At 71.2% G+C, this 22,682-nt stretch carries 20 protein-coding genes and 6 tRNA genes; 17 read left to right on the forward strand and 9 right to left on the reverse strand.

The window, feature by feature from the left end; genetic code table 11:
• Window positions 1-16: 16 nt before the first annotated feature.
• The 4 genes from ACFZDE_RS29710 to ACFZDE_RS29725 all read right to left on the reverse strand — a co-directional run bounded on the left by ACFZDE_RS29710 (window position 17) and on the right by ACFZDE_RS29725 (window position 369).
• A tRNA-Val gene (locus ACFZDE_RS29710) sits at window positions 17-88 on the reverse strand.
• Between the two features lie 24 nt (window positions 89-112).
• A tRNA-Val gene (locus ACFZDE_RS29715) sits at window positions 113-184 on the reverse strand.
• Window position 185: 1 nt separating this feature from the next.
• Window positions 186-259: transfer RNA gene (locus ACFZDE_RS29720), tRNA-Cys, on the reverse strand.
• Between the two features lie 37 nt (window positions 260-296).
• Window positions 297-369, reverse strand: a tRNA-Gly gene (locus ACFZDE_RS29725).
• A 178-nt stretch (window positions 370-547) separates the two neighbouring features.
• Between ACFZDE_RS29725 and ACFZDE_RS29730 the strand changes: the two genes are divergently transcribed.
• Genes ACFZDE_RS29730 through ACFZDE_RS29740 form a run of 3 tightly spaced genes read left to right on the forward strand, consistent with a single transcriptional unit; the run spans window position 548 to window position 3,287 of the window.
• Window positions 548-1,591: a chorismate-binding protein gene (locus ACFZDE_RS29730; RefSeq protein ID WP_391204920.1), complete on the forward strand. Its 1,044-nt coding sequence runs from the start codon at window positions 548-550 to the stop codon at window positions 1,589-1,591.
• Entirely contained in the window at window positions 1,588-2,409 is an 822-nt protein-coding gene (locus ACFZDE_RS29735) for an aminotransferase class IV (protein ID WP_391204923.1), read from the forward strand. The genes ACFZDE_RS29730 and ACFZDE_RS29735 overlap by 4 nt, the downstream gene beginning before the upstream one ends.
• Before the next feature lie 53 nt (window positions 2,410-2,462).
• The gene (locus ACFZDE_RS29740) at window positions 2,463-3,287 is read left to right on the forward strand and encodes a GNAT family N-acetyltransferase (protein WP_391004788.1); all 825 of its coding nucleotides are present in this window, start codon (window positions 2,463-2,465) and stop codon (window positions 3,285-3,287) included.
• A 71-nt stretch (window positions 3,288-3,358) separates the two neighbouring features.
• Here the strand turns inward: ACFZDE_RS29740 and ACFZDE_RS29745 are convergent, their stop codons facing one another.
• Window positions 3,359-3,883, reverse strand: a complete 525-nt coding sequence (locus tag ACFZDE_RS29745) for a DsbA family protein (protein WP_391004791.1) — start codon at window positions 3,881-3,883, stop codon at window positions 3,359-3,361.
• 175 nt (window positions 3,884-4,058) lie between these two features.
• On the opposite strand from ACFZDE_RS29745, the gene ACFZDE_RS29750 reads away from it, so the two are divergent.
• Window positions 4,059-4,499, forward strand: coding sequence for a hypothetical protein (locus tag ACFZDE_RS29750; RefSeq protein WP_391004793.1), 441 nt, complete (start codon window positions 4,059-4,061; stop codon window positions 4,497-4,499).
• A 157-nt stretch (window positions 4,500-4,656) separates the two neighbouring features.
• Entirely contained in the window at window positions 4,657-4,833 is a 177-nt protein-coding gene (locus ACFZDE_RS29755) for a hypothetical protein (RefSeq protein WP_358567337.1), read from the forward strand.
• Window positions 4,834-4,920: 87 nt separating this feature from the next.
• On the opposite strand, the gene ACFZDE_RS29760 is transcribed toward ACFZDE_RS29755, so the two are convergent.
• Entirely contained in the window at window positions 4,921-5,481 is a 561-nt protein-coding gene (locus ACFZDE_RS29760) for a CGNR zinc finger domain-containing protein (RefSeq protein WP_391004794.1), read from the reverse strand.
• A 291-nt stretch (window positions 5,482-5,772) separates the two neighbouring features.
• Complete coding sequence (locus ACFZDE_RS29765) at window positions 5,773-6,186, reverse strand: SsgA family sporulation/cell division regulator (protein WP_004002642.1); 414 nt, start codon at window positions 6,184-6,186, stop codon at window positions 5,773-5,775.
• 191 nt (window positions 6,187-6,377) lie between these two features.
• Between ACFZDE_RS29765 and ACFZDE_RS29770 the strand changes: the two genes are divergently transcribed.
• The 7 genes from ACFZDE_RS29770 to ACFZDE_RS29800 all read left to right on the forward strand — a co-directional run bounded on the left by ACFZDE_RS29770 (window position 6,378) and on the right by ACFZDE_RS29800 (window position 14,692).
• Window positions 6,378-6,836, forward strand: coding sequence for a TIGR02611 family protein (locus tag ACFZDE_RS29770; RefSeq protein WP_391004796.1), 459 nt, complete (start codon window positions 6,378-6,380; stop codon window positions 6,834-6,836).
• Between the two features lie 46 nt (window positions 6,837-6,882).
• Window positions 6,883-6,954 (forward strand) — tRNA-Val (locus ACFZDE_RS29775).
• Between the two features lie 1,082 nt (window positions 6,955-8,036).
• The gene (locus tag ACFZDE_RS29780) at window positions 8,037-9,344 is read left to right on the forward strand and encodes an extracellular solute-binding protein (protein ID WP_391204926.1); all 1,308 of its coding nucleotides are present in this window, start codon (window positions 8,037-8,039) and stop codon (window positions 9,342-9,344) included.
• Complete coding sequence (locus ACFZDE_RS29785; protein ID WP_391204930.1) at window positions 9,344-10,345, forward strand: ABC transporter permease subunit; 1,002 nt, start codon at window positions 9,344-9,346, stop codon at window positions 10,343-10,345. The genes ACFZDE_RS29780 and ACFZDE_RS29785 overlap by 1 nt, the downstream gene beginning before the upstream one ends.
• Window positions 10,342-11,232, forward strand: a complete 891-nt coding sequence (locus tag ACFZDE_RS29790) for an ABC transporter permease subunit (protein WP_391004802.1) — start codon at window positions 10,342-10,344, stop codon at window positions 11,230-11,232. Before ACFZDE_RS29785 ends, ACFZDE_RS29790 begins: the two co-directional genes overlap by 4 nt.
• A gap of 5 nt (window positions 11,233-11,237) precedes the next feature.
• Complete coding sequence (locus ACFZDE_RS29795) at window positions 11,238-11,828, forward strand: hypothetical protein (RefSeq protein ID WP_391004804.1); 591 nt, start codon at window positions 11,238-11,240, stop codon at window positions 11,826-11,828.
• 125 nt (window positions 11,829-11,953) lie between these two features.
• On the forward strand, window positions 11,954-14,692 hold the full coding sequence (locus ACFZDE_RS29800; RefSeq protein ID WP_391204933.1) for a Tat pathway signal sequence domain protein: 2,739 nt from the start codon (window positions 11,954-11,956) through the stop codon (window positions 14,690-14,692).
• A 67-nt stretch (window positions 14,693-14,759) separates the two neighbouring features.
• Here ACFZDE_RS29800 and ACFZDE_RS29805 read toward each other — a convergent pair whose 3' ends face one another.
• Window positions 14,760-17,144, reverse strand: a complete 2,385-nt coding sequence (locus tag ACFZDE_RS29805; RefSeq protein WP_391204936.1) for an SCO7613 C-terminal domain-containing membrane protein — start codon at window positions 17,142-17,144, stop codon at window positions 14,760-14,762.
• 97 nt (window positions 17,145-17,241) lie between these two features.
• Between ACFZDE_RS29805 and ACFZDE_RS29810 the strand changes: the two genes are divergently transcribed.
• The gene (locus ACFZDE_RS29810; RefSeq protein WP_391204939.1) at window positions 17,242-17,688 is read left to right on the forward strand and encodes an SRPBCC family protein; all 447 of its coding nucleotides are present in this window, start codon (window positions 17,242-17,244) and stop codon (window positions 17,686-17,688) included.
• A gap of 39 nt (window positions 17,689-17,727) precedes the next feature.
• Window positions 17,728-17,799, forward strand: a tRNA-Val gene (locus tag ACFZDE_RS29815).
• 69 nt (window positions 17,800-17,868) lie between these two features.
• Here ACFZDE_RS29815 and ACFZDE_RS29820 read toward each other — a convergent pair.
• Window positions 17,869-18,600 carry an exonuclease domain-containing protein gene (locus tag ACFZDE_RS29820; RefSeq protein ID WP_391204942.1) on the reverse strand — a complete coding sequence of 244 codons (732 nt, stop codon included), beginning with the start codon at window positions 18,598-18,600 and terminating at the stop codon, window positions 17,869-17,871.
• 171 nt (window positions 18,601-18,771) lie between these two features.
• Between ACFZDE_RS29820 and ACFZDE_RS29825 the strand changes: the two genes are divergently transcribed.
• The 3 genes from ACFZDE_RS29825 to thrS all read left to right on the forward strand — a co-directional run bounded on the left by ACFZDE_RS29825 (window position 18,772) and on the right by thrS (window position 22,617).
• A complete protein-coding gene (locus ACFZDE_RS29825; RefSeq protein WP_391204945.1) occupies window positions 18,772-19,338 on the forward strand; it encodes a DUF4365 domain-containing protein in 567 nt (188 codons plus the stop codon).
• Window positions 19,335-20,549 (forward strand): hypothetical protein, encoded by a 1,215-nt coding sequence (locus tag ACFZDE_RS29830; protein WP_391204948.1) that lies wholly within the window; start codon window positions 19,335-19,337, stop codon window positions 20,547-20,549. The genes ACFZDE_RS29825 and ACFZDE_RS29830 overlap by 4 nt, the downstream gene beginning before the upstream one ends.
• 91 nt (window positions 20,550-20,640) lie before the next feature.
• On the forward strand, window positions 20,641-22,617 hold the full coding sequence (thrS, locus tag ACFZDE_RS29835; RefSeq protein WP_391204951.1) for a threonine--tRNA ligase: 1,977 nt from the start codon (window positions 20,641-20,643) through the stop codon (window positions 22,615-22,617).
• Window positions 22,618-22,682 lie beyond the last annotated feature (65 nt).

Below are 22,682 nucleotides of genomic sequence, written 5' to 3' on the forward strand. Positions count from 1 at the left end.
GATCATGGGCACTGCGTGCGCGATACTGGGATTGAACCAGTGACCTCTTCCGTGTCAGGGAAGCGCTCTCCCGCTGAGCTAATCGCGCGGGTCGGGATCTTGGAAGATCCAGTGGACGATACTGGGATTGAACCAGTGACCTCTTCCGTGTCAGGGAAGCGCTCTCCCGCTGAGCTAATCGTCCTTGGAGGTGGAGACGGGATTTGAACCCGTGTAGACGGCTTTGCAGGCCGTTGCCTCGCCTCTCGGCCACTCCACCAGGAGTGTAGGGGGCCGGGAAGCCCCCTCTTCCTTCGAGCGGACGACGAGGTTCGAACTCGCGACCTCAACCTTGGCAAGGTTGCGCTCTACCAACTGAGCTACGTCCGCCTGTCGTTTCGGACCGCTCCCGCGGCCCGGCGACGTGTTGAACTCTAGCGGATTCCGGGGCCAGCACAAAAACGCGTTTGTGCAGCGTGCTGCGCTTCCCCTGCTCAGCGAGGTCACAGGGCCGCCCGACCGGACATCCCCCGGCCACCCGAGGGACACCCGCCCTAGACTCGACGACGTGCACGACCTCCCTCCTCTCGCCCGCTTCGGCAACCGTGTCGCCACCGGGCTCCTCGACGTCACCGACGACCCCGAGGCCCTGGAGTCCAGCGGCTTCTGGGCCGTCTGCGCGGACTTCGAAGGCCGCCTGACCTGCGCACGCTTCGCGGAGGTCCGCACAACGGCCGTGCCCGTCGCCGTGCCCGGCGCATGGCACGGACCGGCCGCCGGTGACTGGACGTCCTCGCTCGACCGCGCCGCGTACACGGCCGGAGTGCGGCGGATCCGCGAGCACATCGCGGCCGGCGAGGTCTACCAGGCGAACCTGTGCCGGGTACTGTCCGCGCCCGTCCCGCCCGGCGCCGACGTGGACGCGCTCACCGCGCTGCTGGCCCGCGGCAACCCGGCACCGTACGCAGGAACGATCCGCCTGCCCGGGCACGGAGTGGAGATCGCCACCGCGTCCCCCGAGCTCTTCCTGCGGCGCGAGGGCCGCGTGGTGGAGTCCGGGCCGATCAAGGGCACCGGCCGCACCGAGGCGGACCTGCTGGAGAAGGACTACGCCGAGAACGTGATGATCGTGGACCTGGTCCGCAACGACATCGGGCGGGTGTGCGCCACGGGCAGTGTCACGGTCCCCGACCTGTGTGCCGTCGAGAAGCACCCGGGGCTGGTCCACCTCGTGTCGACGGTCCGCGGCGAGCTGGCGCGGGGCGCCGGCTGGGCCGAACTGCTCGGCGCCGCCTTCCCGCCCGGCTCGGTCACCGGCGCGCCCAAGTCCAGCGCGCTGCGGATCATCGACGCGCTGGAGACGGCGCCCAGGGGGCCGTACTGCGGCGGCATCGGCTGGGTCGACGCCGACCGGCAGGTCGCGGAGCTGGCCGTGGGCATCCGTACCTTCTGGATCGACCGGGCCGACGGCATGCTGCGCTTCGGCACCGGGGCCGGCATCACCTGGGGATCCGACCCCGAGGGGGAGTGGCGGGAGACCGAGCTGAAGGCGTCCCGGCTGCTCGCGATAGCGTCGGGAGTGTACGAGGTGAGTGGAGAGGACCTGACGTGAAGATCTGGCTCGACGGCGCTCTGCAGGACACCGAGTCCGCCCGCGTCTCCGTCTTCGACCACGGGCTGACCGTGGGCGACGGCATCTTCGAGACGGTCAAGGCCGTGGACGGCCGGGTGTTCGCGCTCACCCGGCACCTCGACCGGCTGACCCGCTCCGCGCGCGGCCTCGGCCTGCCGGACCCGGACCACGACGAGGTGCGCCGCGCCTGCGCCGCCGTCCTCGACGCCAACCCCGTGCCGCTCGGCCGCCTGCGCATCACCTACACCGGCGGCCACGGCCCCCTCGGCTCCGACCGCGGCGAGCACGGCCCGACCCTGGTCGTCGCCCTCGGCGCGACGACCCGCCGCCCCGACTCCACCGCCGTGATCACGGTCCCCTGGACCCGCAACGAGCGCGGCGCGCTCACCGGCCTGAAGACCACCTCGTACGCCGAGAACGTGGTCGCCCTCGCCCGAGCCCGCGAACAGGGCGCGTCCGAGGCGCTGTTCGGCAACACGGTGGGGCAGCTGTGCGAGGGCACCGGGTCGAACGTCTTCGTCGTCCTGGACGGCGAGATCCACACACCGCCGGTCGCCTCGGGCTGCCTCGCGGGCATCACCCGCGCGCTGACGGTCGAATGGACCGGCGCCAAGGAGACCGACCTGCCACTGGACGTCCTGGGGCGGGCCGAGGAGATCTTCCTGACGTCCACCCTGCGGGACGTGCAGGCGGTGCACCGCGTCGACGGCCGTGAGCTGCCCGGCGCGCCGGGCCCGGTCACCGCCAAGGCCATGCGGATCTTCGACGAGCGGGCGGGGAACGACCTCGACCCCTGAAAGACCCGGAAATTCGGCTGAACAGGGCCGTGGTTGCGGGTAGAACACCCGTGATGACCACGACCCTGCGGCCGATCGAGCCGCTTCAGCAGAACGCCGACGGGACGCGCTCGCGCCGCTTCCAGGTGTGTGTGAACAGCCGTCCCGTGGGGGCGATACACCTCGGCACGCACCCGGTCTTCGGCCCCGAAGTGGCCCGGATCACGAAGCTGCACATCGACGAGCCGGACCGCAGGCGGGGCCGGGGCACGGTCGCCGCGCTCGCCGCGGAGGAGGTGGCGCGCGGCTGGGGGTGCCGCCGGGTGGAGGCGGCCGTCCCCGCCGAATCCGAGGCGGGGTTCCGGCTCGCCACGGCGCTCGGCTACGTCGTCCGCAACCGCGGCATGGTGAAGCGGCTCGGCGACACCCCGCCCGGCCTGCCGGAGGGCAGTCGCGCCCGGCCCATGACCGAGGCGGAGTTCGGACCCTGGCTGGAGAAGGGCCTGGACCACTACGCGCGCAGCTGGATCGACCGGGGCGTCCCGGAGGCCGAGGCCCGGGCCAAGTCGGAGCGCGACCACGCCCATCTGCTGCCCGGGGGCCTCGCCACCCCCGGCATGCTCATCAGCGTCGTCGAGCACCTGGGGACACCCGTGGGAACCCTGTGGCTGGCGGTGCGCGAGAGCAGCGGGTTCGTCTACGACGTCGAAGCCGACGCCGCCCACCGGGGAAAGGGCCACGGCCGCACGCTGCTGCTGCTCGCCGAGGCCCAGACGATCGCCGAGGGCAGGCGGACCCTCGGCCTCAACGTCTTCGCCGGCAACACCCCGGCCGAACGGCTCTATGCCTCCCTCGGCTACGAGAACGAGCTGTACGCCATGTACAAGCCGCTGCTGTGACGCCCCTGCGGCGGCGGCCCGCAGCGGGGCGCGGTCAGGGGGCCTGCCCGGCCGGCCTCGGGCGAGGGCGGTCAGCGCTGCTGTCCGGCCAGCAGCCGGTCCGCGATCTCCTCGATACGCGCGCGCAGGCCCTCCTGGCTCTTGCCGCCATCGAGCCGCTCACCGCCGATGACGTACGTCGGGGTGCCGGTCACGCCGATCGCCTTGCCCTCGGCCTGGTCGGCGTCCACGATCAGGATGTGCCGGCCGTCGACCAGCGCGGTGTCGAACTCCTCGGCGTCCAGATCCAGTTCGCGGGCCAGCTCGACCAGGAAGGGTTCCCCCTTACGGGAGAGCTCCTCGACCCGCCCCAGCAGGGCCTCCGCGTACGGCCAGCCGCGGCCCTGCTCCCACGCCTCCTCCGCGGCCTGCGCGGCGGCGAAGGCGTGCTTGTTCTTCTCCAGCGGGAAGTGCCGCAGCCGCAGCTCCAGGCGGTCGCCGTAGCGGGCGCGCAGGGCATGGAGATCGTCCAGCGCGGTGCGGCAGTCCGGGCACTGGAGGTCGCACCAGACCTCGAGGACGGGGGCGGCGGAACGGTCGGAGGAGAAGTCACTCATGCCGACAGTCTCCCAGCAGTGCGGACCGCGGGTGCCGCCCGCACCGGCACCTGCGAAGGAGGTGACCCGGAGATGTCCCTGATCTCGGGCCGTGGCATGGCCCCCCGGGGTACGGCGGGTGCAGGATGGAAGGGACGAAGTGCCCGACCCGACCCCGCCACGCCTGGAGGACCGGATGATTGCCGAGACCGTCTGCTCCGCCGTTTCCGCGGCAGGACTGGGCATTGCGATCGTCACGGCGTACCGCAAGCGCTACCTCGCGGCGGTCCGTATCGCGGCCTACTCCCTCGTGCCGATCGGCCTGGTGATGACGGGAGTCGTCGAGTGGCTGGCCGACACCGCGTTCAGCCCGACGGCCTGGGCGGGGTTCGGGGTGCTCGGACTGGCTTGGGTGCTCTTCATGACCACCCGGGCCGTGGAGCGCCGCCGGGGCGGCACCCGCAAGGAGCGCCGGGCGGCGGCCCGCGAGGCCGGCCGGCCCGATGCGGTGGCCCCCACCGCCGCGGCGCCCTCCCTGGGCCAGGGCACCCGCCCGGCGACCCGGCCCGCGAAGGCGTCCCGCGGCGAGGACGACTTCAGCGACATCGAGGCCATCCTCAAGAAGCACGGCATATGACGGGGCAGCCCGCTCGGGGCTGAATCGTCACAGTGCGTCCACCGGCGCGCGGAAATGATCACAACCCGAACCGGACCTCACGGAATCGGCCCACTCCCGCACGGATCGAGGGCACTGATCGCGTCCGGCCGGGCGACTGCGTCATCATCGCCGCGAGATGCTCGACACGACGAAACAGAGCGACCCCGCACCGCCGCAGGACGAGCCAGGTCCCCGGCGGGACGAGCCGCGTGGTTGCCTCTTCGCCCTGTCCCAGCCACCGCTGATGATCTTCCTGGCGGTGATCGGGAGCCTGCTGCTCATGGCCTCGTTGCACGATCTGCTGTTGCTGTGAGCCGTACCCGCGGTACCCGGCGCCATCCGCCGGGGCCGCGTCGGCATCGACTCCCTGTCCCCCCTGACCGTGGCCCGGCGGCGAGCCTCAGCCCGCCGCCTCCTTGCGGCGCGCTCGGTACGCGGCCACATGCAGCCGGTTTCCGCAGGTGCGGCTGTCGCAGTAGCGCCGGGAGCGGTTGCGGGACAGGTCGACGAAGGCACGCCGGCAGTCGGGCGCCTCGCACCGCCGCAGCCGCTCCTGCTCGCCCGCCACCACGAAGAACGCCAGGGCCATGCCGCAGTCGGCGGCCAGATGGTCGGCGACGGAGGCGCCGGGCGCGAAGTAGTGCACATGCCAGTCGTAGCCGTCGTGGTCCGTGAGCCGGGGCGTGGTGCCGGCGGCCGCGACCAGTTCGTTGATCTGCCCGGCCGCGGCACGAGCGTCGGGGGCGGCGAAGACGGCGGCGAAGCGCTCGCGGATCTTGAGCACTGCGGCGAGGTCGAACTCCGAGAGCACCCCGACATCGCTGATCTCGTGGTTCCGCACGAAGTCCGTGAGGGTCGCGACATCCGGCAGCCCGTCGGTCGCCGTGTCGTCCTCCGGTGCGGTGTTCACCAGATCGACCACGGTGTCGAGGGCGCACCGGGTGTCGTGGGTGATCAGCACGATTTGCTCCCTGGCCTGAGGGTCGGGCGGGCGCCCGCCGATGCTGGCCGATGGTAACGGCTCCACCACCGCCGGACCGCCCTCATGCCCGCACATGGCTTCGAATACAACGCCGCCGGGCCCGCCAGGGTTCCCGCGCCGCGGCAGCGGGGGAGGGGCACCGGACGCGAACCGGCGCCGTACCGCGTTCGAGCCGCGGTGACGGCGCCGGTGTCATGCCATGTGCGGTTGTCCGGGCCCGAGCCGTCTCCCCGAGTCGACGGCGCCGGGCGGCTTTGAGGGGGCCTCGCCCTAGCTTTCCGCCAGGATGTGCGAGAGCTCCTGGTCGAGGTCGAAGTGCCGGTGTTCCGTGCCGGGCGGCACGGCGGCGTCGGTCCGCTTCAGGAAGGACTCCAGGGCCCGCGCCGGGGCCTCGAGCAGGGCCTCGCCCTCCGGCGAGCTCAGGGCGATGCACACGACGCCCTGACCGTGACTGCGCGACGGCCAGACACGGACGTCGCCGGTGCCCGTAGGGCGGTGAAGCCCCTCGGCGAGGAGGTCGCGGGCGAACACCCACTCGACGGTTTCCTCGGCTCCGGTGTGGAAGGTGGCGTGCACGGCGTAGGGGTCGGCCGTGTCGTACCGCAGGCCTGCGGGGACAGGCAGGGAGGACTCGCTCGACACAACGAGGCGCAGGTGCAGCTCGCAGCTGACCGTGGTGTTCATAAGCGCCAGGGCCTTTCGCTCAGTGTGCGCTCGGGGATTCGCACGTCGGCGAAATCGACATGCCACCTACGGTGCCGTTGTAAACCCCTCTGAGTGTTTTGCGTGCCTTTACGTAACTCTTCCGGCCGAGAGATCGTTCGCGTCGTGCGTCCATTCCGGTGACTGGTTTCGCTCGGGTAGTGTTTGGCCGTATGAATACGGGGAGTAACGAGCCGGGCGAGGTGGCCGTGGCGTCGGACGAGACGGGGACGGGCGAGGTGCACGGCGAGCAGGACCGCGGGCTCGGTTCGCGGGCGCCGGAATTCATCAAGGCCCGTCGGGCGCTGCACGTGAGCTGGCAGGTCGGCGTTTTCATCATCGGGCTCGCGGTGGTCGTGGCCGGCATCATCATGCTGCCCCTGCCCGGGCCGGGCTGGGTCGTGATCTTCGGCGGCATGGCGATCTGGGCGACGGAGTTCGTCTGGGCCCAGCTGGTGCTCCGCTGGACCAAGCGGAAGGTCACCGAGGCGGCCCAGCGCGCCCTCGATCCCAAGGTGCGCCGCCGCAACATCATCCTGACGTCGATCGGGCTGGTGATCGTGGGCGTGCTGGTCGGCGTCTACCTGTGGAAGTTCGGCATCACGATGCCGTGGAAGATCAAGGACCAGTGAGGGTCACAGGCACCCCCTGACATGGGGTAATGTTCTTCCTGCGTCCGGGCGATTAGCTCAGTGGGAGAGCGCTTCGTTCACACCGAAGAGGTCACTGGTTCGAACCCAGTATCGCCCACCCGGACCGGCGGCCCACCTGCGCAAGCGCAGGTGGGCCGCCGTCGTTGTTCCCGCCGTGAGGCCCGGCGGGCAGGTTCCGTACGGGCCGGATCCTCAGAGCGCCGCGCGGTAGCGGGAGGTGTCCGGCCGGGTGTTCCGCCGGACGCTCGCGACGGCCTCGGTAACACAGAGTTCCGGCCACCGAGGCCGGCCGCGCCCGCTCCGAGCGGGCCGAGCCGGAGGCGGCGCGAGGGGTCGGAACCGGCCAGACTGGTGGCGCGACCGCACGCCGCACGGGTCGCCCTGGGCGCCGAGAGGAACGCCGGTGGGGTGATCGGGATCCCGCCTGCGGACGCGACCACGACGCCGGGAGGCTGCTCCGCTGGGTGGTCGGGATCGTGCCTCCGGGTGTGGCCATGGCTCCTGAGGGCTGCTCCGCCGGGTGGGTGGGGTCCCGTCCGTGGGTGCGGCCATGGCCTCGGAGAATGCCGCTCTGCCGCGTGATCGGGATGCCGCCGACGGGCCCGGCCATGGCTTCTGGGGAGGCTGCTCCGCTGGGTGGTCGGGATCCTGCCTGCGGGTGTGGCCATGGACCCTGCCTGTGGGTATGGCCGTGGCCTCCGAGAATGCCGCTCTGCCGGGTGGTCGGGATCCCGCCCGTGGGTGCGACCACAGCCCCCGGGAAGGCTGCTCCCCCGGGTGATCGGGGTCCCGCCGACGGGTCGACCGCTGCCTCCGACGTCGCCGCTCCCGCCCGAAGCCCGCTCACGCCGATGCTCACGCGCAACACGCCACCCCGGCACCGCATGGCTGAAACGGGCGCTCGTCCCCGCGCCCCCTCCCGCCACCCCCACCGTCGATTTCCGGCCGCGCCCGGCACCGGCCCGGCTCGCCCCTCCCGGTTCCGTGTGCCCGTCACCCGGCTATCGGCCCGCCACCAGCGGCGTCGTCGGCCGCCGCCCGGGATCCACCTCCTCGGCGGCCGCCGTCACCCACCGCTCCGGTAAGAAATTCTTGTCCGAATCATTGACGCACTCTCAGCCCCTCCGTACCTTGTGCCAGCAAGCGCTTACTTGAAACGATTCATGCGAGCGGCACGACATGCGGGGAGGTCCAACCGTGGTGAACGGCAGGAATGTTGAGAGACGTACCATCCTGAAGGCGGCCGGAGCCACGGCAGCCACGCTGGGGCTGGCCGCGACGACCGGGTGCGGTGGGGACGGCGGGGCCTCCGCCGACGGGACGGTGACGATCCGTTATGCGTGGTGGGGTGCGGAGGACCGCGCCGAGAGAATCAACAAGACCATCGATCTCTTCCACAAGAAGTACCCGAAGATCAAGGTGAAAACGGACTTCCAGCCTTATCTCGACTTCTGGAAGAAGTTCAACACCCAAGCCTCCGGCGGAAATCCGCCGGACGTGTTCCAGAATGCGATCGGCTTCCTCCGGAAATACGACGCGAAGAACGTCCTGCTCGATCTCAGCGAGCAGGCCGAGGCCGGGAACCTCCGGATGGAGGGATTCCGCGCGGGTCTCGAGAAGTTCGGCGAGGTCGACGGCAAACTCCTCGGCGTCCCGGTCGGTTCCAACTCGATGGCCCTCGTCATCGACAAGCCCGTCTACACCCGCGCCGGCGTCACGCCCGAGCAGGGCTGGACCTGGGACGACTTCGACGCGGCGATGAAGAAGATCCGCGACAAGACGGGCCGCGCCGGCGACAGCGGCATGTACGGCGTCATGTACCTCTACGACCTGTACCTGCGTCAGAACGGCAAGGCCTTCTTCACCGCCGACGGGCTCGGCTTCACCGAGGCCGATCTGACGGACTGGTGGACGAAGGCCGAGAAGGGGATCAAGGACGGCGTCTACGCCGACGCCAAGAAGGTCGCCCAGATCAAGCCCAAGTCTGCGGTCTCGGCCGAGCTCGCCGGTGGTGAGTTCACCTGGGACAACTTCACCGTCCGCTACACCTCCGAGGGCAAGAGCGAGTACGGCCTGGCCCCGATCCCGACGACGGACGGCAAGAAGACCGGCCAGTACCTCGGCTCCCTGATGCTCAGCGCCTCCAAGCGCACCCAGCACCCCAAGGAAGTCGCCCAGTTCATCGACTTCATGGTGCACGACCCCGAGGTCGCCAAGATCATGGGCTACGACCGGGGCGTACCCGCGACGCAGGCCCAGTTCGACGCGTACAAGCCGACCGACCCGGTCAACCAGGCGATAGCCGCCTACGAGCAGTCCCTCGTCAAGGCCGGTGTCCTCGAGCCCATCACCCCGCACCCCAACGGCGCGGACATCTGCGAGTCGGCGTTCCTGCGCATCGCCGAGGAGATGGCCCTGGGCAAGAGGTCCGTGGCGGAAGCCGTCAAGCAGTTCTTCACCGAGTCGAAGACGGCTCTCGGCACCTGATGGGAACCACCGTGACACACGCCCCTGCGATGGAGGGCCTGTCCCAGGACTCCGAGCCGCGGCACGGTCCGGTGCAGCCCGAGCGCCCCGCCGCCCTCAAGCGGCGGCGGCGCCGGGAGAACCTGGCCGGCTATCTCTTCATGTCCCCGTGGATCGCCGGGTTCCTGCTGCTCACAGCGGGTCCGATGATCGCCTCGCTCTACTTCGCCTTCACCGACTACAACCTGTTCGACCCGCCGAAGTGGATCGGCCTCGACAACTTCTCCGAGATGTTCGACGATCCGCGCTGGCGCCACTCGGTGCAGGTGACGCTCTGGTACGTCGCCGTCGGCACACCGCTCAAGCTGATCGCCGCCCTCGGTGTGGCGCTGCTGCTCGCCCAGAGCCGGCGCGGACAGGCCTTCTACCGGGCCGCCTTCTACGCGCCGTCGCTCATCGGCGCGAGCGTCTCGGTCGCGATCGTCTGGAAGGCGATCTTCTCGGACGACGCGATCGTCGACCGTACGCAGAAGATCTTCGGTGTCGACGTCGGCGGCTGGACCGGCGACCCGGACATGATCATCTACAGCCTGGTGGCGCTCACCGTGTGGCAGTTCGGCGCCCCCATGGTCATCTTCCTGGCCGGCCTCAAGCAGGTCCCGCGCGAGCTCTACGAGGCGGCCGAGGTAGACGGGGCGGGCCCGCTGCGGCGGTTCTGGAACATCACGCTGCCGATGATCTCCCCCGTCCTGTTCTTCAACGTCCTGCTGGAGACGATCCACTCCTTCCAGATCTTCAGCTCGGCGTACATCGTGGGCGGCGGGGCGGGTGGCAACGCCTGCGGTCCCGCCGACGGTTCGATGGTCTACACCTGCTACCTCTACGTCCAGGGCTTCGAGAACAGCCGAATGGGCCTGGCCTCCGCGATGGCCTGGCTGCTGCTCGTCGCGGTCGCCCTGGTGACGGCGGTGCTGTTCTGGTCCCAGAAGCGCTGGGTGCACTACGAGGAGGGCGCCCGATGAGCGCGCAGGCCACCACCGACGTCAAGCCCGCCGCCGGAGCCAGGGCGCTGCGCCACAAGCTGCCCGGCTCCCTGGCCTGGCACATCGGGTCCCTGCTGATCCTCGCGGTGATCCTCTACCCGGTGATCTGGGTCCTCGGCGGGTCGTTCAAGAAGAGCGAGGACATCGTCGGCAGCCTGGACCTCTTCCCGGGCGACCCGGTCATCGCCAACTACACGAGCCTCGCCGACGGCATCGCCGACATCTCCATCTCCACGTTCTTCTTCAACTCGCTCTTCCTCGCGGTCGGTTCCGTCGTCGGCATCCTGGTGTCCTGCTCGCTGACGGCGTACGCCTTCGCCAGGATCAGGTTCGCCGGGCGGAATCTGCTCTTCACGCTGATGATCGGCACGCTCCTGCTGCCGTACCACGTGCTGCTGATCCCGCAGTACGTGCTGTTCCGCAACCTGGAGCTGATCAACACCTACACGCCGTTGCTGCTCGGGAAGTACCTGGCCACCGAGGCGTTCTTCGTCTTCCTGATGGTGCAGTTCATGCGCAACATGCCCAAGGAACTGGACGAGGCGGCCCGGCTCGACGGCTGCGGGCACCTGCGGATCTACTGGTCGATCGTGCTGCCGCTGGCCCGACCGGCCCTGATCACCAGCGCGATCTTCACGTTCATCAACTCCTGGAACGACTTCATGGGCCCGCTGATCTACCTCAACGAGCCCGACAAGTACACGGTCTCGCTCGGTCTGAAGATGTTCGTCGACCAGGAGGGACTGGCCAACTACGGCGGCATGATCGCGATGTCGCTGGTCGCGCTGCTGCCGGTGCTCGCCTTCTTCCTCGCCTTCCAGCGCTATCTGATCGACGGCATGGCCACGTCGGGTCTGAAGGGCTGAGGCACATGGCCGGGACACGGGTGAAGGCACGGGGCGAGTCGGTGTTCGCCGAGAGGTTCGCGGTGTTCGCCGAGTGCCTGCTGACCGGTGTGTGGATCGCGGTGGCCTCGCTGGGCGTCGTCACCTACCCCGCCGCGTTCGCCGCCGGGGCGCGGCATCTGCGGCGCCGTACCGCCCATGAGGGCGGTGGGTGGCGGGAGTTCGCCGCCGACTTCCGCACCGCGCTGCGCGGCGGATGGCTCGCCGGGCTCGCCGGGTGGGCGGCGGTGGCCGCGGTCTGGGTCGACGTGCAGGCGGCCCGGGCGGGGATTCCCGGCGGGCCGCTCGTCGGGGCCGTCGGCGTCGTCGCACTCATCGGGCTCGTCGTGGCGGGGCTGCGCGCGGCGGCGGTCTGGGAGCCGGGCGCGCACTGGCGGACCCTCCTCGCGCAGGCCGGGCGCCGCACGGTGCTCGATCCGGCCGGATCCTTCCTGATCGTCGGCGGGCTGGCCGTGGTGGCCGTGTCCGCCTGGTTCGCCGCGCCGCTGGCGCTCCCCGTCCTCGGGGCGGTGGCGGCGGCGGCCGTCGCCGTGGAGGAGCGCTACCGGCACCGCTGAACCGCGGCTCCTGTTCCAGGTCGGCGCCCCGGCGCCGCACCTCTCTCTGTCACGCCCCTGACCAGCGCATGGATGCGATTCCCGCACGGACGATTCCCGCACGGACAAGGAAAGGCAGCATCGCCATGTCTCCCATCCCCCGCAGATCCGTTCTCAAGGCGGCCGCCGTCACCACAGCCGCCGCTCAGGTCAGCTGGGCGCTGGGCGCCCAGGCCGCCCAGGCCGCGCCCGGTGCCGACGCGGCCGACGGCGACCCGGTGACCCTGGACTGGCTGGAGGACGGCGGCCTCGGCGCCGCACCCGGCTCCACCGTCGGCGTGCCCTGGCCCAAGGGCGCCCACCAGAAGGACCAGACCTTCGCGCTGACGGACGCCGCGGGCAAGGCCGTGCCCGTGCAGTCCTGGCCGATCGCCTACTGGCCCGACGGCTCCCTCAAGTGGACCGCGCACGCGGTCGCCTCCGGCGACGGCAAGCTCACCCTGACCGCCGGGACGCCCGCAGCCCCGGAGCAGAAGGTCACCGTCGGCAAGCGCGGCGGCACCATCGACATCTCGACCGGCGTCATCACCGCGCGGATCGGCACGTCCGGCTCCACCCTCGTCAAGTCCGTCACCCGCGGCTCCACCGAGATCGCGAAGAACGGCCGGCTCGTGCTGATCCGCCAGCCCGAGATCGAGGACGAGGACCAGGGCGCGGTCAAGACCGAGCGCTTCGACGGCGCGATCTCCAAGGTCGAGGTCGAGCAAGCGGGCCCGGTCCGCGCCGTCGTGCGTGTCGACGGCAAGCACCGCAAGGGCGGCCGCAGTTGGCTGCCCTTCTCGATCAGGCTCTACTTCTACGCGGGCGCCGACTCCTTCCGCATGGTGCACACCATCACCTACGACGGCACCCAGGAGCCGGGCAAGGCCAGCGGCGACTTCATCCGCGGCCTCGGCGTCCGCTTCACCGTGCCCCTGCGGGACGAGTCGTACGACCGCCACATCCGCATCGGCGGCGACGGCACCGGACTGCTCCGCGAAGCCGTCAAGGGGATCACCGGACTGCGCCGGGACCCCGGAGCGGCCGTGCAGGAGGCCCAGTTCGAGGGCAGGAAGCTGCCCGACCCCGCCACCTGGGACCAGCGGGTGACGACCCGGCTCCAATACATCCCCGAGTGGGGCGACTACACCCTCGCGCAGCTGTCCGCCGACGGCTTCACGCTGCGCAAGCGCACCAAGAAGGGGCACGGCTGGGTCGCCGCGGGCGGCGGCCGGCGCGCCTCCGGCTTCGGGTACGTCGGTGGGGCCGGCGGCGGGTTCTCCTTCGGGCTGCGTGACTTCTGGGAGAAGTTCCCCGCCCAGCTCGACATCCGGGACGCCCACACCGACGAGGCCGAGGTCACCCTCTGGCTCTGGTCGCCCGAGGCGCAGCCCATGGACATGCGCTTCTACCACGACGGCATGGGCCAGGACACCTTCCCGGAGCAGCTCGAAGGCCTCAACATCACCTACGAGGACTACGAGCCGGAGTTCGGCACCCCGTACGGCATCGCCCGCACCTCCGAACTCCTCTTCTGGGCCAACGAGACGACCCCGAGCCCCGACCGGTTCGCCGAGCAGGTCGAGGCCGTCCGCGTGCTGCCGCAACTGGCCGCCCCGCCCAAGCAGCTCATCAAGGCCAAGGTCTTCGGGCCGGGCCTGTACTCCGAACCCGACCGCTCCACCCCGGCCAAGGCGAAGATCGAGGACCACCTGGACTTCCTCTTCACCTACTACAAGGACCAGGTGGAGCAGCGCCGCTGGTACGGCTTCTGGGACTACGGCGACATCATGCACACCTACGACACCTTCCGGCACCAGTGGCGCTACGACGTCGGCGGCTACGCCTGGGACAACTCCGAGCTGTCGCCGGACCTGTGGCTCTGGTTCGCCTATCTGCGCTCCGGGCGTTCCGACATCTTCCGCTTCGCCGAGGCGATGACCCGGCACACCGGCGAGGTCGACGTCTACCACCTGGGCAAATGGGCAGGCCTCGGCACCCGCCACGGTGTGCAGCACTTCGCCGACAGCGCCAAGCAGCAGCGCATCGCCAACACCACCTACCGGCGCTACTACTACTTCCTCACGGCGGACGAACGCGTCGGCGACCTCATGCACGCCAACGTCGACTCCGACGAGACGTTCCTCGCCCTGGACCCGCTGCGCAAGATCCGCACCGAGCCGTACACCCCCGACCGGCACGCCCTGTCCATCGGCTTCGGCACGGACTGGAGCGGCCTGGTGTCGGCCTGGCTGACGGAGTGGGAGCGCAAGGGCCCCAAGTGGGAGAAGGCCAAGGCCCGGGTGCTGTCCACCATGGAGACCATCGCCGCCCAGCCCAACGGCTTCGTCCAGGGCAGCGGCCTGTACGACCTGGACACCGGCAAGTTCGCCGTCGCCGACCAGGCCAAGGTGGAGGTCTCCCACCTCTCGGCCGTCTTCGGCCTCAACGAGCTGTGCGCCGAGCTCATCGACCTGGTCGACATGCCGAAGTTCAACGAGGCGTACTTCGACTACTGCCGCTACTTCAACGCGACCAAGGCCGAGCAGGCGGCACGCTACGGTTCCAACTTCGGCACCCTGCTGCTCTTCCAGGGCCACTCGCGCCTCGACGCGTACGCGGCCGTCAAGACCGGCGACGAGAAACTCGCCAAGAGGGCCTGGGAGAAGTTCTACAACTCCGACGGCTACAAGGAGTCCGCGCCCTGGAAGACCGAGAAGCTGAGCGGACCGGTCGCGCTGGTGGCGGGCAGCGAGGCCACTTGGGTGTCCACCAACGAGACCGCCCTGTACGGCCTCGCCGCCATCGAGAACCTGGCCCTGCTGGGCGACAAGATGCCGTCGTAGGTCGACGTCGTGGGGAACCGCGGGCCCTCCGTGGCCGGTCCCGCGGTTCCCCACGCCCCTCGGGGGTTCAGTTCATGCGTCCCAGGACATCCCGCATCCGCCGGACGTCCCTGATGCGCTGCTCGTACGTCGCGCCCAGGGCCAGCAGGAGCAGACCGGCCAGGGCGGGGAGCACCCAGCGGGGGAGCGCGCCGGTCACCTGGACGATGTAGGGGGCCAGTTCGTGCAGGGCGTCCAGGACGAGGACCGAACCGCCGAGGGCGAGCGGTGCCTGGAGGTTGTAGCCGCCGCCGAGCAGGGTGAGGGACAGGGCGGCCAGGCCCAGCAGGAGCGGCCGGGTCCAGTCCGAGTCGCTCCAGGCCGCGACGAGGCTCGGCAGGAGAGTGGCGGCGAGCCCGGGGCCGTACGCCGTCCAGGAGGAGGTCCGCGGGTCCTGGCGCCGGCGCAGCGCTCCGACGAGCAGCGCCGGGACCGTCACCGGCAGCGTGTACGCCTCGGGCGTGCCGACGTCCCAGGCGGCCAGGCGCACCCACGCGGCCAGCACGAACAGGGCCGTGGCCGGATAGCCGACGGCGCGCCGCTCGGCACGCAGGGCCGTACCCGCGGCGATCACCCCGAACAGGGCCAGTACCAGCGCGAGCATCGGGGGGTCGGAGACGGCGAGCGCCACGGCGAACAGCCCGATGGCTCCTCCCACGGCCTCCACGGGCACCGTCACCGGGGATGCGCCCAGGCGCGCCGCCAGCAGGGCGGCGGCAGCGGGAACGAGCAGAACCAGCAAGGCCGTTCGGGCCGCCGGCCAGTCCGCGGCGGCACCCGACGCCGAGGCCAGCGCGGCGGCGGACACCAGAGCGGCCGGAGCCGTGAAGGGCGCGACGCCGGCCCGCCACGAGGCCGCGGCGAACAGCACCGTCAGCCCGGACAGCGCGACGAGGGTCGCGGACTGGGAGGCAAGGGACGTCAGGGTGAGGCCGGCAGCCGTCACCAGGGCCAGGACGAGGGCCGTGACCTGTGCGGCCGACGCCGTGACCCGGCACGCGGACAGCGCCGCCGCCGTCACGACGCCCAGCACCAGCAGGCCCGCGACGTACGGGACCTCCAGGACCGCGGGGAGGATCAGCGCCGTGGCCCACAGCAGCCCGGCGGCACCGAGCCGGGCCCGCGGACGCCACACCCCCGCCCGGACCGCCAGGGCGAGCACCGCCGCCACGCCCACCAGCACGAGTGGAGCCGCCTCCATGTGCGGCGGCCAGGGCACCTCGACGACCGCCGCCGCACGGGCATCCGACGGCGCACCGCTCCACACCCGGGCCGGCCAACCCGCCGGGCCCAGCAGCACCACGGCGACGACGGGCAGCGTCCACAGCACCGCCAGCGCCTGCACGGCACCGGAGGCCCACGCGAAGCCCGCCCGTACCGCGTCCGGCAGCCGTCCGGCCCGCACCGCCGCCAACAGGGCCACACCGACGGCCAGATGAGCGGGAACCACCCACAGCGACGGCAGCCCGGAGCGCGCCACCCCGCCGAGCGCGGCCACGACGAGCAGACCGGCCGTGAGCGCGAGACCCAGGGCGTGCCCGGTGCCGGGACCCCGCCAGGCCGCGCCCAGGGCGATCACCGCCGCGAGCAGGAGCAGTACCCCGGCGCGGGAGGCCGCACCCGGACCGTCTGCCGTCAAGGACAGCCAGCCCGCACCCAGAACGCCCCAGCCGCCCATGCCGTAGGCGCCGACGACGGCGGTGATCCGCACCGCCCCGCCCGGCACCCGCGCCACCGCCACCGCGTCGAGCCCGGCCGTCACCAGCAGCGCGGCCGTGATCGTGTAGGGACCCGCGTCGGCGGCCAGGGCCCACAGCAGCAGTGGCACCTGCGCCACGGCCAGCGCGGAGGGCAGGGGCAGCCGCAGCGTGGACGTCACCGGCAGCAGGCCGTACACCGACCAGATGGCCGCCAGCACCGCCGTCGCGACGGCGGCGTACCCGGTCCCGTCCGTCCCGGAGAGGGCCGCCGCGTGCAGCGCGTAGGCGTCCAGGACGGTCAGGGCGAGCCCGAGGCCCGCCACGGACTCGGCCGTCGACCGCAGCCCCCGCTTCAGCAGGGCCACGGGCGCGGCGAGCGCGGCCAGTGTGACCGCGCCGAGCACCAGAGCCCGCCCGGCGATGCCCATGTCCCCCCAGCTGACCAGCGTGAACACCGCCGCCGCGAGCGTGAGCAGGACACCGCCGAGGACCAGCAGCACGTTCTGCACGCTGGGCGCCGTCGTCTCGGGGCGCGGCGATGGAGCGACCGGGGGCTGCGCGGAGGCCCAGGGGCGTGACTGCTGCCGCGTCTGTTGCAGGGCCGCGACCAGCCAGGCGCGACGGGTCAGCAACTGGGAGCGCCGGGCGTCCAGTTGCCGGAGTTCGGCGTCGAGGATCCGCAGTTCCTCGGCCGGGGGCGGAAGGTGGGTCATGGATCGCAGTGTGGTCCGCGTCACCCGGCACGGCATGAGTGCGGGTACTCAGGCGCGTACTCAGACAGTCCGTGCCCCGCCTGGGCAGACTGCTGGGATGGACTGGAACCATTACCGCTTCCGCAGCCTGTGGCCCCTGCCCGCACCCCCCGCCACCGTCTACGGCGTGCTGGAACGCCCCGAGGACTACCCGGACTGGTGGCGCGAGGTCCGCGAGGTGACCCGGCTCGACGACACCACCGGCGTGATCCGCGTCCGCTCCGTCCTGCCGTACGACATGACCTTCACGGCGCGCGAGGTGCGGCGCGATCCCGAAGCCGGTGTGCTGGAGACCGCCCTGTCCGGGGACCTCGAGGGCTGGGCACGCTGGACGCTCACACCGCAGGGGACGGGCACGCTCGCGCGGTACGACCAGGCCGTCAGCGTGAACAAGACGCTGCTGCGGCGGCTCGCCGTACCGGGACGGCCCGTCTTCCGCGCCAACCACGCGCTGATGATGCGGTCCGGGCGGCGTGGGCTGCTCGGGTACCTCGAAGCGGTTTGATGGAAGCGCGCCCGGACCTGTATGGTTCAGTGCGTTCCCGGGCGATTAGCTCAGTGGGAGAGCGCTTCGTTCACACCGAAGAGGTCACTGGTTCGAACCCAGTATCGCCCACCGGAAACAGCCGGTCCGTCACAGACGGACCGGTTTTTTTCATGCCCTCGCGGGCCCCGCGCCGGCTCCTCAGGCAGCCGCCGCCGGCAGATCCGGACGCAGGGGCCACGCCGGGTCGACCGCCTCGTCCACGCCGCTGCGCGCGAACCACGCCTGGAGGCCCCGCGCCTGGGCCGCGTGCCACACCGCCTGGAGGGTGTGCAGCTCACCCGGGGCGAGACGCTCCAGCCGGGAGGCGAACCGGCGGCCCACCGCCCGCGTCACCTCCAGCGCCGCCACGGCGTCGGCCGCCGCGTCGTGCGCGCCCTCCAGGGCGACGCCGTAGTGCGCGCACAGGTCGGTCAGGGTGCGACGGCCCTTGCGGTAGCGGTCCAGATGCTTGTCCAGGACCCTCGGATCCAGCACGGACAGCGGCGCCGACTCGAACCAGCGCCCGAGCGACGAGGCGCGATGCCGGCGCAACTCCCGGTCCAGCAGGGTCAGATCGAACGGCGCGTTCATCACCACGACCGGGCGCCCGGCGTGCGCCTGCTCGGCCAGCGCCTGTGCTATCTCGTGCACCACCGGCGCCGGCCACCGGCCGTTGCGCTGCAGGTGCTCCTCCGTCAGTCCGTGCACCGCCGTCGCCTCGGCGGGGACCGGCACCCCCGGGTTCACCAGCCAACGGCTCACCCGCGGCCGGACACCCGGCGCGTCCTGGACGACCACGGCGGCCGACACGATCCGGTCGGTCTCGACGTCGACGCCCGTGGTCTCCGTGTCGAAGGCGGCCAGCGGCCCCTCGTACCAGAGTGTCGTCATAGCCACACAACCCCTCGTTCACCTTCGGCAGTTGACGTAACGTCCGCTGCCCGATCCGGTGATACCCGGGCTGTTTGCGCCGTACGCCGGAAGGAGACAACAGGAGTACGGGTCGTTGCAGTTCAGCGGCCCGCAGCGGGGAATCACTTGTTCTGGAAGGCTGTTGGCGCCATGGCCATTGCGCAGCCCGAACGGGGCGGGCTGCTGCCCGAGCGCACGGCTCCCTCCCGCGGCACTCTCGCCACCACCGCCTGCATGGAGACACTGCAGGTCGGCTATCTGCACGCCGTCGCGGCGGCCGCCGGCTGCTCGCTGTCCCAGCCCTTTCCCGACAACGGCATCGACTGGCACGTCAGCCACAGCGCCCCCGGGCACACCGTCGACGACGAGGTCACCATCAAGGTGCAGCTCAAGGCCACCTACCAGGTGCCGCCCGACCCACCCGGCCGCACCTTCTCCTTCACGCTCGACAACGACCACCTGGCGAAGCTCGCCCGCACCCCCGTGTCGGTGCACAAGATCCTCGTGGTGATGCTGGTGCCGCGCTCCCAGGACGACTGGCTGCGCGCCGGGCACGACCGGCTCGACCTCAGGCACTGCTGCTACTGGACCAACCTCGCCGGACAGCCGATCACCGGCCGCCGCCGCACCACCGTGCGGATACCGACCGCACGCATCTTCGACGACCGGGCCCTGTGCGAGATCATGACGCGGGTCGGGACGGGAGGGAAACCGTGACGCACCGCCCGACCGAGGAGCCACCGCGGCAGGTCCGGCCGCACCCGGCCGAACCCGCCCGGAGCGATCCGCCCGAGCCCGTCGACGTCGACCCGGCCGTACTGGGCGCCCTGCTGCGCCGACACGGCTGGCAGCGGCGCGGCGGCGCCCCCGGACGCTACGGCCGCTGGACCCCGCCCGGTCCCGGCGGCAGCGGCACCAGCCTCCTGGTGCCCGAGAGCCGCGCCTTCCCCGACAGCGACGACCTGCTCGGCGAGGCCCTGCTCGCCCTCTCCCGCAGCGGCTCGCCCTCCGCCCGCGAGGTGCTCGTCTCCCTCGCCGTGCCCAGCGACGAGATCCGCTGGTGGCACGACGTCCCGGCCGGACCCGCGGGCGCTTCCTCCTGGGCCGTCGAGGACCGGCTGCGCGGCGCCGCCCGCCGGATGCTGCTCGCGGCCGCCCTCGCCGCCCGCGCCCGGGTCGGCTACCACGGCGCCCGCCACCGCCGCGCCGCCGCCGCGGCCCTGGAGAACGTCCTCGTCGGGTCCACCACCGACGGCAGCCTCACCGCCTTCGTCCCGGTCGCCGGTGGCCGCCCCCTGGCCGTCCGCCTCCACCAGGCCCTGTTCGCCGCCCGCGAGGCCATCGACTACCAGCGGGCCACCGGCGGGATGGACGCCTTCGACGCCGCCGTCGAGGCAGGGGTGAGCCACGAGCTCACCGAGGCCCTCGTCGCCCTCGTCCGGGGCACGGAGGGCGCCCGGATCGCCGTCGGATGGGCCCCGGCGGCCGGTGTGCCCACGGGCTGCGCGCCCTCCGCCGAGCCCGTCGAGTTCTCACCCGGCGACCTGGCCGTGCTGCGCGAGGCCGGCGCCCGCTATCTGCGCGAGGAACCCGCCGTGCCGGTGCGGATCACCGGAGCGGTGATACGGCTGCGCAGGTCAGGGCCGCGCGGCGACGGCACGGTACGGCTGCGCGTGCTGGCCGGGGCCGACGTGCCGAACGTCCGGATCACCCTCGACGAGGAGGCCTACCGGATCGCCGGGCACGCCCACCTCGTCGGACTCCCGGTACGGGTGCAGGGGCGGCTGGAGAGCCGGGGCGGATTCCGCCGCCTCACCGGGGCCCACGGGGTGGTCCCCGTGGCGGTCGACGACGCCGAGCGGGACCGGCTGATGAAGGAGCTCCACGAGAACCTCGACTTCTTCGAGGAGGCCTGCGGCGGGGACTGATTTCGCGTAGGGCCGTCCCGGGTCGGTACGATCCTTACTCGTGCGCGCGCTCGGGTATGGCGCCGCAGCCCCCTTCAGTCAGGAGAGACCGGTGTCAGACGTCCGTGTGATCATCCAACGCGATTCCGAGCGGGAAGAACGCGTGGTGACGACGGGCACTACGGCCGCCGAGCTCTTCGCCGGCGAGCGCTCGATCATCGCCGCGCGCGTGGCCGGCGAGCTCCGGGACCTGTCGTACGCCCTGTCCGACGGCGACGAGGTCGAGGGCGTCGAGATCTCCTCCGAGGACGGCCTGAACATCCTGCGCCACTCCACGGCGCACGTCATGGCGCAAGCCGTGCAGGAGCTCCACCCCGAGGCCAAGCTGGGCATCGGCCCGCCCGTCAAGGACGGCTTCTACTACGACTTCGATGTCGAGAAGCCGTTCACCCCCGAGGATCTCAAGGCCATCGAGAAGAAGATGCAGGAGATCCAGAAGCGGGGCCAGCGCTTCTCCCGCCGCGTGGTGACCGACGAGGCCGCCCGCGAGGAACTGGCCGACGAGCCGTACAAGCTGGAGCTGATCGGCCTCAAGGGCTCCGCCTCGCACGACGACGGCGCGGACGTCGAGGTCGGCGCCGGCGAGCTGACGATCTACGACAACCTGGACGCCAAGACCGGTGACCTGTGCTGGAAGGACCTCTGCCGGGGCCCCCACCTGCCCACCACCCGGAACATCCCGGCGTTCAAGCTGATGCGCAACGCGGCCGCCTACTGGCGCAGCAGCGAGAAGAACCCCATGCTCCAGCGCATCTACGGCACCGCCTGGCCCACCAAGGACGAGCTGAAGGCGCACCTGGAGTTCCTCGCCGAGGCCGAGAAGCGCGACCACCGCAAGCTCGGCAGCGAGCTCGACCTGTTCTCGGTCCCGGAGCAGATCGGCTCCGGCCTCGCCGTCTTCCACCCCAAGGGCGGCATCATCCGCCGGGTCATGGAGGACTACTCGCGCCGCCGCCACGAGGAAGAGGGCTACGAGTTCGTCTACACCCCGCACGCCACCAAGGGGAAGCTCTTCGAGACCTCGGGCCACCTGGACTGGTACGCCGACGGCATGTACCCGCCCATGCAGCTCGACGAGGGCGTGGACTACTACCTCAAGCCCATGAACTGCCCGATGCACAACCTGATCTTCGACGCGCGCGGGCGTTCCTACCGTGAACTGCCGCTGCGCCTCTTCGAGTTCGGGACCGTGTACCGGTACGAGAAGTCGGGCGTGGTGCACGGCCTGACCCGGGCCCGCGGCTTCACCCAGGACGACGCGCACATCTACTGCACCCGTGAGCAGATGTCGGAGGAGCTCGACAAGACGCTCACCTTCGTCCTCGGCCTGCTGCGCGACTACGGCCTGACCGACTTCTACCTGGAGCTGTCCACCAAGGACTCGGAGAAGTTCGTCGGCTCCGACGAGGCCTGGGAGGAGGCCACCGAGACGCTGCGCCAGGTCGCCGAGAAGCAGGGCCTGCCCCTGGTCCCGGACCCGGGCGGCGCCGCCTTCTACGGCCCGAAGATCTCCGTGCAGACCAAGGACGCCATCGGCCGCACCTGGCAGATGTCGACGATCCAGCTCGACTTCAACCTGCCGGAGCGCTTCGACCTGGAGTACACCTCCGCCGACGGCTCCAAGCAGCGCCCCGTCATGATCCACCGCGCGCTGTTCGGCTCCATCGAGCGGTTCTTCGCGGTGCTCCTGGAGCACTACGCGGGTGCCTTCCCGGCGTGGCTGGCCCCGGTCCAGGCGGTCGGCATCCCGATCGGCGACGCGCACGTGGAGTACCTGGAGAAGTTCGCCACCGCGGCCAAGAGGAAGGGCCTGCGCGTCGAGGTCGACTCCTCCTCCGACCGCATGCAGAAGAAGATCCGCAACGCCCAGAAGCAGAAGGTGCCCTTCATGGTCATCGCGGGCGACGAGGACATGTCCCACGAGTCCGTGTCCTTCCGCTACCGCGACGGCTCGCAGGAGAACGGCATCCCCTTCGAGGAGGCCATCGCGAAGATCCTGAAGGTCGTCGAAGAGCGCACCCAGGTCTGATCACGGCGTGCCGAGGCCCCCGGGGAGATCCCGGGGGCCTTTGCCGTCCCCCCAGCTCGACGCCA

It is taken from the genome of Streptomyces sp. NPDC007929 (assembly GCF_042959065.1).
Taxonomy (GTDB): Bacteria; Actinomycetota; Actinomycetes; order Streptomycetales; family Streptomycetaceae; genus Streptomyces.

Excerpts from the sequence above, each read along its gene's own strand:
- ACFZDE_RS29795 (WP_391004804.1), top strand. The coding sequence starts at position 11,238 with ATGGCCGGGACACGGGTGAAGGCACGGGGCGAGTCGGTGTTCGCCGAG.
- ACFZDE_RS29770 (WP_391004796.1), top strand. The coding sequence starts at position 6,378 with ATGAATACGGGGAGTAACGAGCCGGGCGAGGTGGCCGTGGCGTCGGAC.
- ACFZDE_RS29820 (WP_391204942.1), bottom strand. The coding sequence starts at position 18,600 with ATGACGACACTCTGGTACGAGGGGCCGCTGGCCGCCTTCGACACGGAG.
- ACFZDE_RS29740 (WP_391004788.1), top strand. The coding sequence starts at position 2,463 with ATGACCACGACCCTGCGGCCGATCGAGCCGCTTCAGCAGAACGCCGAC.
- ACFZDE_RS29745 (WP_391004791.1), bottom strand. The coding sequence starts at position 3,883 with ATGAGTGACTTCTCCTCCGACCGTTCCGCCGCCCCCGTCCTCGAGGTC.
- ACFZDE_RS29780 (WP_391204926.1), top strand. The coding sequence starts at position 8,037 with ATGCGGGGAGGTCCAACCGTGGTGAACGGCAGGAATGTTGAGAGACGT.
- ACFZDE_RS29800 (WP_391204933.1), top strand. The coding sequence starts at position 11,954 with ATGTCTCCCATCCCCCGCAGATCCGTTCTCAAGGCGGCCGCCGTCACC.
- ACFZDE_RS29765 (WP_004002642.1), bottom strand. The coding sequence starts at position 6,186 with ATGAACACCACGGTCAGCTGCGAGCTGCACCTGCGCCTCGTTGTGTCG.
- ACFZDE_RS29790 (WP_391004802.1), top strand. The coding sequence starts at position 10,342 with ATGAGCGCGCAGGCCACCACCGACGTCAAGCCCGCCGCCGGAGCCAGG.
- ACFZDE_RS29750 (WP_391004793.1), top strand. The coding sequence starts at position 4,059 with ATGATTGCCGAGACCGTCTGCTCCGCCGTTTCCGCGGCAGGACTGGGC.
- ACFZDE_RS29825 (WP_391204945.1), top strand. The coding sequence starts at position 18,772 with ATGGCCATTGCGCAGCCCGAACGGGGCGGGCTGCTGCCCGAGCGCACG.
- ACFZDE_RS29755 (WP_358567337.1), top strand. The coding sequence starts at position 4,657 with ATGCTCGACACGACGAAACAGAGCGACCCCGCACCGCCGCAGGACGAG.
- ACFZDE_RS29785 (WP_391204930.1), top strand. The coding sequence starts at position 9,344 with ATGGGAACCACCGTGACACACGCCCCTGCGATGGAGGGCCTGTCCCAG.
- ACFZDE_RS29810 (WP_391204939.1), top strand. The coding sequence starts at position 17,242 with ATGGACTGGAACCATTACCGCTTCCGCAGCCTGTGGCCCCTGCCCGCA.
- ACFZDE_RS29805 (WP_391204936.1), bottom strand. The coding sequence starts at position 17,144 with ATGACCCACCTTCCGCCCCCGGCCGAGGAACTGCGGATCCTCGACGCC.